The sequence below is a fragment of the Flavobacterium ginsengisoli genome, assembly GCF_029625315.1.
In the GTDB taxonomy this organism is placed as follows: Bacteria; Bacteroidota; Bacteroidia; order Flavobacteriales; family Flavobacteriaceae; genus Flavobacterium; species Flavobacterium ginsengisoli.
In genome coordinates this window covers 1,403,228-1,417,763 of the sequence record NZ_CP121110.1, presented here as the reverse complement: position 1 = coordinate 1,417,763, position 14,536 = coordinate 1,403,228, and the positions used below count along the sequence as shown (strand labels likewise).

The 14,536-nt window shown below is 32.7% G+C and carries 16 protein-coding genes; 12 read left to right on the top strand and 4 right to left on the bottom strand.

Annotation, left to right across the window (positions count from 1 at the left end; genetic code table 11):
- Positions 1-36 precede the first annotated feature (36 nt).
- Positions 37-1,020, top strand: a complete 984-nt coding sequence (locus P5P87_RS06455; RefSeq protein ID WP_278021988.1) for an aldo/keto reductase — start codon at positions 37-39, stop codon at positions 1,018-1,020.
- Positions 1,021-1,226: 206 nt separating this feature from the next.
- Here P5P87_RS06455 and P5P87_RS06450 read toward each other — a convergent pair whose 3' ends face one another.
- The gene (locus P5P87_RS06450; protein ID WP_278021987.1) at positions 1,227-1,814 is read right to left on the bottom strand and encodes a DUF4142 domain-containing protein; all 588 of its coding nucleotides are present in this window, start codon (positions 1,812-1,814) and stop codon (positions 1,227-1,229) included.
- A gap of 154 nt (positions 1,815-1,968) precedes the next feature.
- On the opposite strand from P5P87_RS06450, the gene P5P87_RS06445 reads away from it, so the two are divergent.
- From P5P87_RS06445 to P5P87_RS06415, 7 genes are all read left to right on the top strand, one after another.
- Positions 1,969-3,009, top strand: a complete 1,041-nt coding sequence (locus P5P87_RS06445) for a hypothetical protein (protein ID WP_278021986.1) — start codon at positions 1,969-1,971, stop codon at positions 3,007-3,009.
- Between the two features lie 33 nt (positions 3,010-3,042).
- A complete protein-coding gene (locus P5P87_RS06440; RefSeq protein WP_278021985.1) occupies positions 3,043-3,918 on the top strand; it encodes an XAC2610-related protein in 876 nt (291 codons plus the stop codon).
- 106 nt (positions 3,919-4,024) lie between these two features.
- The gene (locus P5P87_RS06435) at positions 4,025-4,819 is read left to right on the top strand and encodes a hypothetical protein (RefSeq protein WP_278021984.1); all 795 of its coding nucleotides are present in this window, start codon (positions 4,025-4,027) and stop codon (positions 4,817-4,819) included.
- A gap of 224 nt (positions 4,820-5,043) precedes the next feature.
- Entirely contained in the window at positions 5,044-5,283 is a 240-nt protein-coding gene (locus tag P5P87_RS06430) for a DUF7218 family protein (RefSeq protein WP_198856017.1), read from the top strand.
- A 42-nt stretch (positions 5,284-5,325) separates the two neighbouring features.
- Complete coding sequence (locus P5P87_RS06425; protein ID WP_198856016.1) at positions 5,326-6,420, top strand: DNA topoisomerase IB; 1,095 nt, start codon at positions 5,326-5,328, stop codon at positions 6,418-6,420.
- A gap of 76 nt (positions 6,421-6,496) precedes the next feature.
- Positions 6,497-6,661: a DUF1328 domain-containing protein gene (locus P5P87_RS06420; RefSeq protein ID WP_008463190.1), complete on the top strand. Its 165-nt coding sequence runs from the start codon at positions 6,497-6,499 to the stop codon at positions 6,659-6,661.
- An 89-nt stretch (positions 6,662-6,750) separates the two neighbouring features.
- Positions 6,751-7,398, top strand: a complete 648-nt coding sequence (locus P5P87_RS06415; protein ID WP_198856015.1) for a DUF5661 family protein — start codon at positions 6,751-6,753, stop codon at positions 7,396-7,398.
- 76 nt (positions 7,399-7,474) lie between these two features.
- Here P5P87_RS06415 and P5P87_RS06410 read toward each other — a convergent pair whose 3' ends face one another.
- A complete protein-coding gene (locus tag P5P87_RS06410) occupies positions 7,475-7,996 on the bottom strand; it encodes a hypothetical protein (RefSeq protein WP_198856014.1) in 522 nt (173 codons plus the stop codon).
- 187 nt (positions 7,997-8,183) lie between these two features.
- On the opposite strand from P5P87_RS06410, the gene P5P87_RS06405 reads away from it, so the two are divergent.
- From P5P87_RS06405 to P5P87_RS06395, 3 genes are all read left to right on the top strand, one after another.
- Positions 8,184-8,756 (top strand): YciE/YciF ferroxidase family protein, encoded by a 573-nt coding sequence (locus P5P87_RS06405; protein ID WP_278021983.1) that lies wholly within the window; start codon positions 8,184-8,186, stop codon positions 8,754-8,756.
- Between the two features lie 67 nt (positions 8,757-8,823).
- Positions 8,824-9,555 (top strand): DNA-formamidopyrimidine glycosylase family protein, encoded by a 732-nt coding sequence (locus tag P5P87_RS06400; protein WP_278021982.1) that lies wholly within the window; start codon positions 8,824-8,826, stop codon positions 9,553-9,555.
- Complete coding sequence (locus P5P87_RS06395; protein ID WP_278021981.1) at positions 9,552-10,265, top strand: DUF72 domain-containing protein; 714 nt, start codon at positions 9,552-9,554, stop codon at positions 10,263-10,265. The genes P5P87_RS06400 and P5P87_RS06395 overlap by 4 nt, the downstream gene beginning before the upstream one ends.
- Positions 10,266-10,387: 122 nt before the next feature.
- Here the strand turns inward: P5P87_RS06395 and P5P87_RS06390 are convergent, their stop codons facing one another.
- Positions 10,388-10,810, bottom strand: coding sequence for a pyridoxamine 5'-phosphate oxidase family protein (locus P5P87_RS06390; RefSeq protein WP_278021980.1), 423 nt, complete (start codon positions 10,808-10,810; stop codon positions 10,388-10,390).
- A 317-nt stretch (positions 10,811-11,127) separates the two neighbouring features.
- Between P5P87_RS06390 and P5P87_RS06385 the strand changes: the two genes are divergently transcribed.
- Positions 11,128-11,559, top strand: coding sequence for a response regulator (locus tag P5P87_RS06385; RefSeq protein WP_198856009.1), 432 nt, complete (start codon positions 11,128-11,130; stop codon positions 11,557-11,559).
- Here P5P87_RS06385 and P5P87_RS06380 read toward each other — a convergent pair.
- Positions 11,549-14,371 carry a PAS domain-containing sensor histidine kinase gene (locus P5P87_RS06380; protein WP_278021979.1) on the bottom strand — a complete coding sequence of 941 codons (2,823 nt, stop codon included), beginning with the start codon at positions 14,369-14,371 and terminating at the stop codon, positions 11,549-11,551. The genes P5P87_RS06385 and P5P87_RS06380 overlap by 11 nt on opposite strands.
- Positions 14,372-14,536: the final 165 nt, after the last annotated feature.

The window sequence follows — 14,536 nt, the reverse complement described above, 5'->3', positions numbered from 1 at the left end:
ACCTTAGTATCTCAGTAACTTAGAAACTTTAAAAACATGCATACACGTAAACTAGGAAATAGCGACTTAGAAGTCTCAGCATTAGGACTTGGCTGCATGGGAATGAGTTTTGGTTATGGACCAGCTCATGATAAAAAAGAAATGATAAGTTTGTTACGTTCGGCTTATGAAAAAGGAATTACCTTTTTTGATACAGCTGAATGTTACGGACCATTTTTAAACGAAGAATTATTGGGAGAGGCTTTAGCGCCTTTTCGTGATAAAATTGTAATTGCTACAAAATTCGGATTTTTGGAAGGCGATTCTAAAAAAGGATTAGACAGCCGTCCAGAGTGGATTAGAAAAAGCATCGAAGGTTCACTGAAAAGATTAAATACAGATGTAATCGATTTGTATTATCAGCATCGTGTAGACCCGAATGTGCCTATGGAAGACGTTGCAGGAACGATAAAAGATTTAATTCAAGAAGGAAAAGTAAAACATTTTGGACTTTCAGAAGCGGGCGTAGAAAGCATTCGTCGTGCGCACGCAGTTCAGCCTGTCACTGCGCTTCAGAGCGAATACTCACTTTGGTGGAGAACTCCAGAAGAAGAAATTTTTCCAGTATTAGAAGAATTAGGAATTGGTTTCGTGCCTTTCAGTCCGTTGGGAAGAGGTTTTTTAACTGCTAAAATTGACGAAAATACGCAATTTGATAGCACCGATTTTAGAAACACTTTGCCTCGTTTTACACCAGAAGCAAGAAAAGTAAATCAGGCGTTGGTTGATTTATTGTCTAAAATTGCCGCAGATAAAGGAGCAACAAACGCACAAGTAGCTCTTGCTTGGATTTTGGCTCAAAAACCTTGGATTGCACCAATTCCTGGAACTACTAAACTACATCGTTTAGAAGAAAATCTTGGCGCTGTAGATCTAAAACTTTCAGCACAAGATTTATCAGAAATCGAAAATCTTGCTTCAAAAATTAAAATTGAAGGCTCAAGATACCCAGAACATCTACAGAAGATAGCGGGTAAATAAGATACTAAGGTTCTGAGATTCTTGGTTACTAAGATTTTAACACAAAGAAAAACTCAGAATCTTAGTAACTTAGAATCTTAGCATCTAAAAAAAAACAACCCCTCAAGCAATTCAACTCTTGAGGGGTTTTTTAGCAAAGATTTGAGGTTCTTAGATACATTATACTTAGAATCTCAGAACCTTAGAATCTTAGCATCTTAATTATTTTACTTTTTGTCAAGGTTTTGTTTTAGCATTTTAGCGTGTTGTAAATGCGCTGTTAAACCTGCAATATTGTTAGAAGCCCAAGTTCTTACTTCTTGATCGTTTGCGTCTTTTGCGGCTTTTTCTAGTTTTTTGATAGCTTTTTCGTGACCGTCAATCATCATGTCGGCAAATTTTTTATCAAAATCAACACCAGATTTTTCGTTTAGTTTATTGTATTCTTCTTGACCTTCTTCAGTTAAGGAAGTTGGCAGAGTAAAGTTTTTTGTTTTTGCTAAAGCACTCACTTCAGAAGCCGATTTAGTGTGCTCATCGACAAGCATTTTACCAAATTTTTTCACTTCGGCGTTAGTACTTTTTGTTTGAGCCAGTTTACCAATTTCTATTTCAGCTAAATTAATTTCGGCTTGATCTACTAAAAATTCAGAGTCATCTTCTTTGCTGTCAATAGAATCAAATTTTGCTTCGTTTGCATCTTCAGCAACTTCTTTTGGATCTTCCTGTTTGGTTTCGTTTTTACAAGATTGAAGGAATATAATGATAAGTCCTGCTCCTAAAATGGCTTTTCCGGCTAATAATAACTTTTTCATGATTTTAATAGTTTAATGTTATAATGTAAAATTATTGAGAAGTTAAAGGAATACCTTACAGGATTTTTAGAGATTGTTATAGGATTTGGATGCTTATGTATCATTTTAAAATGTATGTTTGTAAAACAAATCTTAAAATCACAAAATAGTAAATATGAGTTTATTCAAAAGAATTTTTGGAAAGAGTGATAAAAATGTCTCATCGGAAGATGATAAACAAACAGAAACTATTCAAAAGACTAATAATCCTTTAGAAGAATATTTAGCTAAAAGTACTTTGACAACAAATACATCTGAATTGTTTAAAAATGAGTTGTATGATTCTTTAAATAGATATTATTCAACTCCAGATTTTAATCCGTCATTAAATTTAACAGATGATAATGGTGTTTCTTACAAAGAACACGAAGCATTTGAGGGAACTTTTAATGATTGGAAGAGTATAAGATCGGTTTGGGATAGAAGGTCTGCATTGTTTTCTTTGTGGGATGAAACAGAATTTGGCAAGTTGCTAAAATGGCAAGTAATTGAAAGATTCACAAAAGATAGATATGGACTTAGAGCTATTGAATTTTATGAAAAGAATGTAAAAGAAGAAGATTTTGATAATATAAGGTTAGCGGTTTCGATGTCTAAACTTTATCGCGTTCTGGATTCGCATAAAAGCGCATTACATTTTGCAAAAGGAGCCTATGAAACGAGGCCAGACGTAGAAATAGTAAAAGTTGAATATGCTACAGTTTTACATTTATCGGATAATGAAGATGATAGAAAGAAAGCACATGATTTAATGAACGAAGTTATTGAAAGCAAAATTAAGGGAGACGAGAGAAGCAATATTCCATTACTGAATTATTTTGTTTTTTCTAAAAATTATATAGATTCTTCTGTGTTTGCAACAGTATTTCTGGCGCTGGGGAATTGCGATTTAGATACTTGGGACAAATTGGCTGAAGAGTATTATTGGTGTCCAAATTTCAGATATGAGCATGCCGTTTCTTTAAGTAATCAAGGTGAATCACTTAGAGCTATTGCCAAACTGAATTCCTTAGCAAACGAATTTCCTTGGTTTATTAAAGGAGTTTTAGCAAATATTGATGCCATAAATCAATTTAGAACAATTAGTAATGATCCTCATTTTATGAGCGAAGAGTTAAGTCAGATGGAAAAATATCTAGCAATGAGGAAAAACTAAATTGGTATTTATAATTATTTCTTAATCTTATTCATGAAGCAAAAAATTACACTCCTATTTCTTTTAGTGATAGCTTCTCTATCAGCCCAAATCAATTACAAAGGTTTCATTGGTAAATATCCAATCGAGTTTGTGTCTGAAGTTTATTTTTCTGATGGACAAGGATCTGCAATTTATGCATATTCCAATTATGATACTCCAATAGTTTTAAACGCTAAGCTTACCGGGAAAACTTTAGTTTTTACTGAAAAAGATAAAAATGATAAAGAAACAGCAAAACTAACTTTTGAAAATTACGACCAAGAAAACGAGCGACTAAATGGAGTTTGGAGAGATTTAAATTCGGGAAAAGAACTGAAAATTAGTTTGACCAAAGAGTTTGATGTTAAGCATGGAAATGATGTAGAATGGACAGAAATAGAAATTTTGCAACCTGTTTCTTTTAGAGACAAATATTTTAAATTGGTTATTTCTAAAGAAAAAGGCAGTTTTTATTCAAAGGTTTCGGGCGTGAAAATCATAGAAAAAAAGACCGATAAATTAATTCAGAAAGTCGATGTAGAATGCCAGCTTTGGGGATTGGATAACATAGATACTGGTGATTATAATTTTGACGGATTTGAAGATTTTTCTGTTTTTGAATCTAGTTATGCCGGACCGAATACTTCGAGAATATACTTTTTGTATAATCCAAAAACAGGAAAATATTTTATGAGCGGTTTTAGCGGAACTTCTTTAGAATTTGACAGCAAAAACAAAAGAATCCACGAGCATAATCAATGTTGCGCTGGCAGGAGCATTGAAAGAACTGAATATAAAGTCGAAAATAATAAAATGGTTTTATTAAAAAAGACCTGCATGGAATATGATGATAAAACACAAGATTATAAGAAGATAAAATGCGATTAGATTTTCCTAAAAATTAGACAAAATTCTATCGAATAATACGCTTTCCCGTAAGGATTAATCGGAATATAATTTAATATTTGTTCCTGTAAACCTACAATTCAAATTTATGGGAAATAAAAAAGAAAATCCAATAGCACAGGCTTTACTAGGGGTATTTATTACTGGATTAGGAATATATTCCTATAAATTGTTTGGTAAATCAGGCGATAATAATGCTTTGTCTGTAGCTTCTGAACTTTTATTTAAATATGCGTTGTCAGGATTTTTATTTACAGTAGGAATTAAAACGTTTTTCGTTGGTATTAAAAGGGTAATAATTCAGGATGAAGACGACGACGAAGTAGAAGAGGTAGAAGAGGTAGAATATGAAGAACCAGTTACTGATAATGATATTAAATTTGAATCAGAAGATATTACTTTCGACATACAAAATGAAGAGTTTGGAGTGAAGAGAACCTATAACTTTAAAGTTGATCTTGTAGGTAATAAAATTCGAACAGAGAGAATTATTAAAACCAGTTTTTCAGATTATGTTTCAAATGTGGAAAATAAAAAATTGTATTTTGAAACAGTAATCTATCTTATGAAGTTTATACAAGAGCATGATAAGAGTGTGGATATTAATACAAACAAATTTTACATTTTAGCAAAAGAAAACGTAGAAATAATCGAGGATTTTGATATTCTTGAATTGGAAAAAAGAATTATCGAAAATGCTGAAAAATGTGATATAGAATTTAATGAAGTTGAAATTCATTCTATTCTTTCAAACAGTGTCAATATCTTGCAAGGGAAATTGGTAATTAATTCCAACATAACAAATCTATATTTTAAGATATTTGAAATAATAAAAATTAGAAAAACAAATTATGAAGTTTACTTCTATGGTTTGTTAGGTTAATGAAATGTAACTTGAAAAATCCCAACTCTAAAAGAGTTGGGATTTTTTTTGCACCTACCATTTTACATTTTACAAAAAACAAAAATTTACATTTCCACTTTCACAATTCCCATCCTACAAATATGAAATTTGTGACCAAAATTCTATAACAGATTCGCTTAACATTTTGAGGAACTTTGATTTATCAGATTTTTAGAATTTAATCCAATAAAAAAATAGAAATCATGCCAAATCCAAGAATTAAGAATGAAGCGCAATATGAAGCATTGGTAAAAAAAGGATACAGCAAAGAGAAATCGGCACGTATTGCCAACACGCCAGATGCGGGAAAGAAAGGCGGAAAAGCAAAGCCTTATGACGAATGGACCAAAGAAGAACTTTTGAAACAAGCCAGTAAAGTGGGAATAAAAGGAAGATCTTATATGAATAAAGAGAAACTAATTGATTCTTTAAGAAATAATTAAACTTTAATACAGTATTGTTTCTGTGATAAAAATTTGAATATCATGAATGCGGCGAGAAAAGAAAATTTAATGAATCAGCTAATAAAAGCGCCACATCTAGTGATCGAAAAACTGGATTTAGAATACATTAATGATAAGCAATTGACAATTGTGCGCTGCCGTGAAGGAGAGAATTTCGTTTATAAAAAGAATGGAAAAGAGGTGAAGAGCAAAAACGAAATTAAACGAATTAATAGTTTGGTTCTTCCGCCCGCATGGGAAAATGTTCGCATCACAGGTGTTACAAATGGTCATTTACAAGCTGTTGGAACAGATCTAAAAAATAGGAAACAATATCGTTATCATCCAAAATGGAATCTGATTAGAAACCAAACAAAGTTTTATAAAATAGCTGAATTTGGAGCTAAACTACCATCCATAAGAAAACAAGTCGATACTGATTTGGAAAAGAAAGAATGGTCTAAAGAAAAAGTTATCGCTTTGGTAATCCGATTAATGGAAGAGACGCATATTCGAATCGGAAATGAGAAATATGCCAAAGACAACAAATCTTACGGACTTTCGACTCTTAGAAAACGACATATTAACATCAATAAAAATTCACTCAGATTTGAATTTATTGGTAAAAAAGGAAAACTTCATACCATTACAACCCGCAATAAAAAGTTGGTAAAATTGGTAAGCCGTTGCGAAGAAATTCCAGGTTACGAAGTTTTTAAATATTACGATAAAAATGGCGAAAGAAAAGTTTTGGATAGCCATGCTGTAAACGAATATCTGCACAATATTTCGGGAGAATATTTCAGTGCGAAAGACTTTAGAACTTGGGCGGCATCAATTATTTTCTTTGAAAGTTTAATGGAAATGGGAATCACTTCAGAAGAAAAAGAAATCAAACAGAATATCATAACTGCTTTTGATTTAACAGCTGAAGCTCTTGGAAATACAAGAAAAGTATGCAAAGATTATTACGTTCACCCGCTTTTGATTTCCACTTACGAAGACGGTTCTATTCAGAAATATTTCGATTTGGCAAAGAAAAGCCGAAGCACTCGAAAATATTTTACAAAATCGGAAATAGCGTTTTCTGAATTGATTCAGAATTACGAGATCAATTTAGAAACGCCTTGTTCATAAAAGAGTTACTGCATCTCTCCAAAAGCTTAAAGTTTGAAATGCAAACAAAATCTTTATTAACTAAAAAACTATTATTATGTTACGTTGGACAGTCACTTTTATTATTCTAGCCATAGTGGCGGGAATATTTGGTTTCGGCGGAATTGCCGCTGGAGCTGCTAGTATAGCTAAAATTTTATTCTTTATATTTTTAGTTCTTTTCGTTATTTCTTTAATCAGCGGAAGATCAACAAGAGTATAGAAGAAATATCAGTAAATACAAACAAATCAAAAACGGCACATTTCACTTAGTAGATGTGTCGTTTGTGGTTTCATTAAAAAAAGCAAGTCATGGGAACAAAAAGCGGTGCTTATCAGGATGTTTACATTAAAAGAGAAGATCAAATGGTAAGCCTAAAAAATGATGTGGTAGATTTTTGTGAAAAATACATAAAACCGATTCATCCTAAAGATTGGGATTGGTCGGTTCGTGATTTTGAAAATCCTAAAAATGACCCGACAATTGCAGAGGCAAGAGCTATTGCAAATGTTGTTTTTAAAGATTTAAATGATAAAAAACATACCGATGTTGATCTTTCGACAATGAATAATGTGCATGCGATAAAAGCCTATTTGGATCCGAAAAGTAAACATGAAGCTTTTAATATGGAAGAATTTGCTTTTGCCTTAAAAGTTGAATTGGAACACGGCAGAGTAAAAGATGTAAATGTGACCAATAATCATCCTTTTTTAACTGCTATGATTGCACTTGCACACATGACGGAAAGTTTGACTTATTATAAAAGACTGAAAGTGATGGAAGCAGAGGGAGAAATCTACGAAATTGTTAGAAAATTAGAAACATCGCCAGTTGGAAAAGAAAAATGGTATATAGAATTGGGCAAAGCCGAACAAGAACTTAACGAAGCCAGAGCAGGATTAGCAGAACGCTTGGCGCGTATGGACGATATTCCAGTATTGAAGATTATTGGAGATTAAGTAGTTAAATTTTATGCTCAAAAAAACCGTCTCGTTATTTACGAGACGGTTTTTTCTTTTTTAGTAGAATAAGATATTAGAATTTGCGTGGATCATTTTCTGGATATTCTTCATCATCCTTGTCTTCTTGAACATCATCTTCAATATAATCATTTTCGTGTTCATCAATATCTTCTTCAACATAATCGTCTTCATCATCATCATCAAAATCTTCATCGTCAATATCTTCCAAAACATCTTCAGTTTCGTTGAAGTCAAATTCATCTTCTTTTAAATCTGAAGGATTATCGAATTCGTCATTTTCATCTTCCAATTCAACTTCATAAATATCATCGTTATTGTCTTCAAGATCTCTGTCAGTATGAAAATCGTCATTTAAATCGTCCAAATCATCATCGTTGATATAATCATCTTGATCAGGATTCGGTTTATTCGGATTATGACCATTTCGTACCGTATAACCTCTTTCTGCAATTTCGCGGTTATCGTTATCAGGTTTTTTGATATCAGCTTTAAGATCTTCGCTCAAATTTCTATCGCTTGAGATATGCTCATTCAAATCTCGATTAATTCTGTTTTTATTATTGATAGTGTTCATGACATCTAGTTTTTATAATTAGTAATTACAAAGCTACCATGAAGAGATGCGAATCTATTATAGAATCATGAAGTGTAATTGTATAATTAACAGGTGTTTAGAATGGAATTTTAATTTAAAATTTTATAACCTCCCTCAAAACACAGGCAGTAATTTTATAATCCTATTAATCATTAAAAATAATACCATGAAAACTACAGATAATAAAACAGCGACTACTGCAAAAGAAACGATTCCAAGAGGAGTAACAAAGCCCAAGTCGAACGCCGCATCGGGACTTACAGAATTGTTTGAAGATGGTCTAAAAGACATTTATTGGGCAGAGAAAGCATTGACAAAAGCCTTGCCGACAATGGTGAAAAATGCTTCTTCTGTTGAATTAAAAGATGCACTTGATAATCATTTAACTGAAACGGAAGAGCAAATTACTCGTTTGGAAAAAGTATTTGAAATTGTTGGTAAAAAAGCAACAGCCAAAAAATGCGACGCGATGGAAGGTTTGATTGAAGAAGCCAAAGGAATGTTGGAAGAAACCGAAATTGGAGTAGTGCGAGATGCCGCAATTATTGCAGCGAGTCAGAAAATTGAGCATTATGAAATTGCCACTTACGGTACTTTAAGACAATTTGCAGAAACGTTAGGTCTGCCAGAAGTCGCTACTTTATTGGAGCAAACGCTTGATGAAGAAAAAGGAGCAGATAAAATGCTTACACAAGTTGCTGTAAATGCTATAAATCTCGAAGCCGCCGAAATTGAATAAAGCTTCAAAAAATGAATGAAAGTGCAGTTTTCGAACTGCATTTTTTAGTTAAATAAAAATAATATATATGCCCGAAGGTCCGTCTATAGTAATCTTAAAAGAAGAAGCGAAACAGTTTACAGGACAGAAAGTGATTTCTGTGTCTGGGAATACTCATGCAGATATTTCTCGTCTAGACAATAAAACTGTGCTTGCTTTTAAAACCTGGGGAAAACATTTTTTAATTTGTTTTGATTCTTTTACTGTAAAAATTCATCTGTTGATGTTTGGAACCTACCGAATAAACGAACGTAAGGTATCTAAACCCAGATTAAGTTTAGTATTTGATAATGGAGAACTTAATTTTTATACTTGTTCGATTAAAATTCTAGAAGGTGACATTAATTCGTATTACGATTGGAGTGTTGATGTAATGAATGAAAATTGGAATCCGAAGAAAGCACAGTTGAGTATTGAGAAAATGCCCGAAAAAATGATTTGCGATGTGATTCTGGATCAAGATATTTTTTCTGGAGTGGGGAACATCATAAAAAATGAAGTTTTATATCGCTGTTATGTTCATCCCGAATCGATTGTAGAAAAAATTCCTCCTCATGTAAAAAGTCAGATTATTGGCGAATGTTCGACTTACAGCTTCGAATTTTTGTATTGGAAGAAGAAGTTTGAACTCAAGAAACATTGGGAAGCCTATACTAAAAGTGTTTGTTTAAGATGTAATCTGCCATTTCAAAAAAAACAGACTGGAGAACGAAAACGCAGAAGTTTTTTCTGCCCTAACTGCCAACAATTATATATATGAAAAATCAAGTAAAAATAGGTTGTTCCAGCTTTTACAACAGTTTTTGGAAAACTGTTTTTTATCCTCAAAATCTTCCCTCTAAAAAATGGTTTGAATTTTATTGCCAACATTTTGACACTTATGAATTTAATGGCAGTTTTTATAAATTTCCGACCGTTCGCATTTTTCAAAATTGGCACAACAAAACGCCCGACTTTTTTATCTTTTCGGTCAAAGTGCCAAAAGAAATTACTCATATTAAAAAACTGATAGACTGCGAAAGCCGTTTAAACGATTTTTATAATATTTGTAAAGAAGGAATGAATGATAAACTTGGAGCTATTTTATTTCAGTTTCCGCCGAGTTATGCCTTTAGCAAAGAAAAACTAGGAGCAATACTAGGAATTTTAAACTACGATTTTAAAAATGTAGTAGAATTTCGTCATGAAAGCTGGTGGAATGATGAGGTTTGGAATGCATTTAAAGCAAATAATATTACATTCTGTAGTGTTAGCCATCCCAATCTTCCTCAGACTATTTTTAAAGATTTTCCAATGCTTTACATTCGTTTTCATGGAATTCCGAGATTGTTTCATTCTAGCTATTCTACAAAAGAATTACAGCACATAAACCATAAAATTCAATCTAAGAAAGGATTTGTCTATTTTAATAACACAGCAAGCGAAGCAGGTATTTTAAATGCTTTAGAATTGAAAAGAATGACTGTTTAATTTTATTCTAGAAATGTTGTTTAACCGCAAAGTACGCAAAGGTTTACGCAAGGCACGCAAAAGAAAAATAATCTTAGCGAACTTTGCGTAAACCTTTGCGTACTTAGCGGTTAAAGAGAAAACTACAATTTCAAACTTCCTTCAATTCCGTCATCCATTGTTTTTCCCGTTACTAATGCAGCGGTCATCTTAGCAATAGCAACCATTTTTCCGTTTTTGTTGTTCCAATAATAACCATCTTCAGGAACAAATTTTATAACACTCAAATTCGGATCGTCTACACCGCCCGGCATCCAGATTTTTACTGCAGGATTCCATAATTCCTCAATAGTTTCTCGGTCGTACGAAATACTGGCTGTTCCATGAAGCGTTAAAAACTTATCGTGAGGTTCTGCAAAGAAAATTTCGACCATCGGATTTAAAGTAATTTCGGCATTCTGACCGCTATTTCTGTCAGATAAGAACCATAGCTGTCCCAAGTCGTCAATTTTCTGAACAGACATTGGTCGAGATTGAATTCTGTATTCGTTATATGTGCAAAACATGCACGTTTTTATATGTCGCGACAAGATCTTTTATTTTATCTACTGCAAATTCATCTGTAAGGTCTTTATGATCGCCCATAACATTATATTTTTAAGTTATATTTTATAATTAATTGCTTGACAAATAAAGTTTTACTTGTACTTGAAAAAGCTAAAAGTAAAGTTGGTTCTTTTTACCCTTTTACAGCTTATATAATTAAACTTAGAAATTATGAGATTTCAATTTGCTTGCGTTTTGTAAGAAATTAGTTCAAGATCTCTTTGTTACATAAAATTACATTATATTTGAGATTTAAATTTCTAAGCCAAAAGACACAATGACAGATTTTACTATATTCTATACCGATGACGACGAAGATGATTTGTGTATTTTTGCTGATGCAGTAGAGTCTATCCCCCAGAATATTAAACTTCAAACGTACTCTGGAGGTCAACATTTCTTAAACGCTATTTCTGATCTGCCAGTTACGCCATACGTAGTCTTCTTGGATTTAAATATGCCTGGAAAAAACGGATTTGATGTTTTAGAAGAACTTCGAAAGTCAGATTGTAAAAAAGATGTTCCAGTTGTAATTTATTCTACTTCAAGTGAACCTGGCATTATTGAAAAATGCCGTAGTCTTGGCGCAAACTGCTTTATTACAAAGCCAGTTTTAATGAACGACATTATAAAATCTATAGAACATGCAATGCAGATTGATTGGAAAAAATTTATTCCTACGCAATCTAATTTTGTGTTTAAATATTAATTTCAGATAAATCTGGAAAGTAAATATTAAAAGTAGAGCCTTTACCTTTTTCGCTAGAAACTGTGATGAAGCCTTTGTGGTTTTCGACGATTTTTTTCACGATGGCAAGACCAATTCCGGTTCCTTTATATTCGCTTTCAGTATTTAAGCGCTGAAAAACCTCAAATATTTTTTCTTTATAAATCAATTCAAAACCAATTCCGTTATCTTTCACTTGAAGATGATGGTACATTTTGTCTTTAAATTCAGCATTTGGAAATAATTTTCCATCAACTTTTGTAACCGAAATTGTTACTTTTGGAGCTACACCAGGAAGAGAAAACTTTAAAGCATTTTCTACCAAATTATGCAACAGCTGTCTAAACTGAAACTGAATAAGAATAGCTTCTCCTAAATCATGATATTCTACAATAGCATTTTTTTCTTCAATTCGATCAGAAAAATCACTTATTACTTCTTCCGCAATTTCGTCTATTTTGACTAATGTAAAAACACGATCGGCAGAATTGGCGCGAGAATAGGTTAATAAATCCTGAATGAGATTCTGCATTTTTTTTGCCGAAAACTCAATTCTGCTTAAATAAGTTTTGGCACTTGCCGACATATTCTGCTCGTCCAAATCGGTCAATCGACTGGCAAAAGTCTGAATTTTTCGCAAAGGTTCCTGCAAATCATGGCTTGAAATATAAGCAAATGACTGCAGTTCGATATTCATATTAACTAAATCTCTGTTTTTGAGTTCTAGTTGTGTGGTACGTTGTATAATTTGATCTTCAAGCTGATTGGTAAAGTTTTTCTGTTCTTCAATATCAGTACTAGTTCCAACCCACATTTGCACTTTTCCAAATTCGTCTAGTTGTGCAATTGCACGGCTGAGTTGCCATCTGTATTCGCCATCGTAACGTTTAAAACGGTGAATAAATAGAAAATCATTTCCTGTTTTTACAGACTCCATCCAGAGTTTTACATTCTCTTCGCGATCCTCTGGATGTACAATTTGAAGCCAGCCATTTTTTTCAATTTCTTCCTTAGACAATCCAGAATAATTATATATTGTTTGATTAAAATAATTTAGATTTCCCAAAGTGTCGCTTGTCCAGATAAGTTGCGGCATAGAGTCGGCTAGGAGTCTGAATTTTTTTTCGCTTTTCATCAAAACCTGCTGGCTTTCTTTTTCGGCGGTAAAATCCATTACAGTTCCCAGCATTTTAGATGGTTCTTTATTTTCGTCAAAAAAGATTTTTCCGTGTACTTTAATCCATGCAATCGAATTGTCTAGTTTTAAAATTCGGGCTTCATATTTATAAATTCCCGTTTTTAATGCTTCCGCAAAAGCGTCTAAAACAATATGTTCATCTTCTGGAAGAATACGGCTTCGAATGTCTTGATGTACAATTTTTTTATCTTTTTCAAATCCAAAAATATCTAGAATGGTATCGCTGTAGATTAGTTCCTTAGTTTTAAGATTCAAATCCCACATGGCAATTTCGGCAATTTCAGCGACTAAACGTGCTCTTGCTTCTGCAGTTTCAACTTTTTTTCTTGATTTTACTTTAGAAGTAACATCGTTTACAGTACACATAATGCCCGTAACCTTTTCATTTTTTTCGTAGAGCGGTGTATACTCGTAGTCAAGGTAGAATTTTTTCAGTTTGCCTTTAATATCAACATAGGCAATCGCTTCATTTTCGCGAATTGTTTTTCCGCTTGCAAGAATATCATGCAATAATTCGGGATATTTTTGATTTTCTAACTCCGGAAAAACTTTCAATAAAGGTATTCCAATACAATCCTTTTCTTCTTTTTGCCAAATATTATGCATCATACTTTTATTAGCCATTTCGATTGTTAAATCGTTGCCTCTAAAAATCGCCATTGCAATTGGCGAATCCATAACAATGCCACGAAAGGCTTTTTCTCTTTCGGCCAGTAAATATCTAGTTTTAACTTCTTCGGTAACTTCATAAGCGACAACGGTAACTCCAGCAATGTTGTTGTCTTCTTTTACAGGATAAAAAACAAGATTAAAATAAGCTAATTCTTGTTTGTTGTAACGATTTAAGGTTACAGCAAATTCATCTGCATAATAAGGTTCTCCTGTTTCGAAAACATTTTTTAAAATAGGATATGTTGTTTCTCTGGTTTCGGGAACAGAATCAAAAATAGGTTTATTTAAAATTGCGTTTTCTTCTCTATCAATGATATGAAGATACGTTGCATTGGCCATTTCGACAATTAGATCGGCTCCTTTTAAAATACAAATTCCGAGTGGCAATTGTTTAACAGTATTTCTAAAACGTCTTTCGCTTTCTTCGAGTTTTTTGCGAGTAATAACTTGTTTAGTCGTTTCATTGCAAATAACCAAAACACCATTTGTTTTTCCGTTTTCGTCGTTTACAGGACTATAGCTAAAGGTCCAGTAAACATCTTCCATTTTGCCATTTCTATAAATTGGCAGTAATTGGTCTTCGTGCCAAGTGGCTTCACCTTTTTGTAGTACCTGATCGATTAAAGGTTTTATAAAATCCCAGATTTCAGACCAGTAATCAGCGCCTTTTTCTCCAAGAATAGAAGGATGCTTGCCATTATTTCCTAAACTTGGGCGATAAGCATCATTATAAAAGCAAATATGATCTGGTCCCCAAAACAAAAACATGGGAAATTTAGAGTTTAGAAGAATTCCTAAAGTAGTGCGAAGACTTTGAGGCCATGATTCTACTGGTCCAACAGCTGTATTGCTCCAATCTTTAGTACGGGTAAGTTTACCCATTTCTCCGCCATTTGCTAAAAAATCATAGTTGTTATTATTCATTAAAAATTTGTTTTTATTGTCTTGCCAATGAGTTCATTTTCATTGGCACAAAATGTGGTATTTTTTGTTTTTTTAATTAAGCGTTATTAAAATTAGTGAAAATAAATATTCGCAGAAATGCGATTTTTGAATGAGGCAAGATTAAAATCGTTAGAGTTAATTTTA

Bases quoted from the DNA above. Each gene is read 5' to 3' on its own strand.
- P5P87_RS06455 (WP_278021988.1), top strand. From the start codon at position 37: ATGCATACACGTAAACTAGGAAATAGCGACTTAGAAGTCTCAGCATTA.
- P5P87_RS06450 (WP_278021987.1), bottom strand. From the start codon at position 1,814: ATGAAAAAGTTATTATTAGCCGGAAAAGCCATTTTAGGAGCAGGACTT.
- P5P87_RS06445 (WP_278021986.1), top strand. From the start codon at position 1,969: ATGAGTTTATTCAAAAGAATTTTTGGAAAGAGTGATAAAAATGTCTCA.
- P5P87_RS06440 (WP_278021985.1), top strand. From the start codon at position 3,043: ATGAAGCAAAAAATTACACTCCTATTTCTTTTAGTGATAGCTTCTCTA.
- P5P87_RS06435 (WP_278021984.1), top strand. From the start codon at position 4,025: ATGGGAAATAAAAAAGAAAATCCAATAGCACAGGCTTTACTAGGGGTA.
- P5P87_RS06430 (WP_198856017.1), top strand. From the start codon at position 5,044: ATGCCAAATCCAAGAATTAAGAATGAAGCGCAATATGAAGCATTGGTA.
- P5P87_RS06425 (WP_198856016.1), top strand. From the start codon at position 5,326: ATGAATGCGGCGAGAAAAGAAAATTTAATGAATCAGCTAATAAAAGCG.
- P5P87_RS06420 (WP_008463190.1), top strand. From the start codon at position 6,497: ATGTTACGTTGGACAGTCACTTTTATTATTCTAGCCATAGTGGCGGGA.
- P5P87_RS06415 (WP_198856015.1), top strand. From the start codon at position 6,751: ATGGGAACAAAAAGCGGTGCTTATCAGGATGTTTACATTAAAAGAGAA.
- P5P87_RS06410 (WP_198856014.1), bottom strand. From the start codon at position 7,996: ATGAACACTATCAATAATAAAAACAGAATTAATCGAGATTTGAATGAG.
- P5P87_RS06405 (WP_278021983.1), top strand. From the start codon at position 8,184: ATGAAAACTACAGATAATAAAACAGCGACTACTGCAAAAGAAACGATT.
- P5P87_RS06400 (WP_278021982.1), top strand. From the start codon at position 8,824: ATGCCCGAAGGTCCGTCTATAGTAATCTTAAAAGAAGAAGCGAAACAG.
- P5P87_RS06395 (WP_278021981.1), top strand. From the start codon at position 9,552: ATGAAAAATCAAGTAAAAATAGGTTGTTCCAGCTTTTACAACAGTTTT.
- P5P87_RS06390 (WP_278021980.1), bottom strand. From the start codon at position 10,810: ATGTTTTGCACATATAACGAATACAGAATTCAATCTCGACCAATGTCT.
- P5P87_RS06385 (WP_198856009.1), top strand. From the start codon at position 11,128: ATGACAGATTTTACTATATTCTATACCGATGACGACGAAGATGATTTG.
- P5P87_RS06380 (WP_278021979.1), bottom strand. From the start codon at position 14,371: ATGAATAATAACAACTATGATTTTTTAGCAAATGGCGGAGAAATGGGT.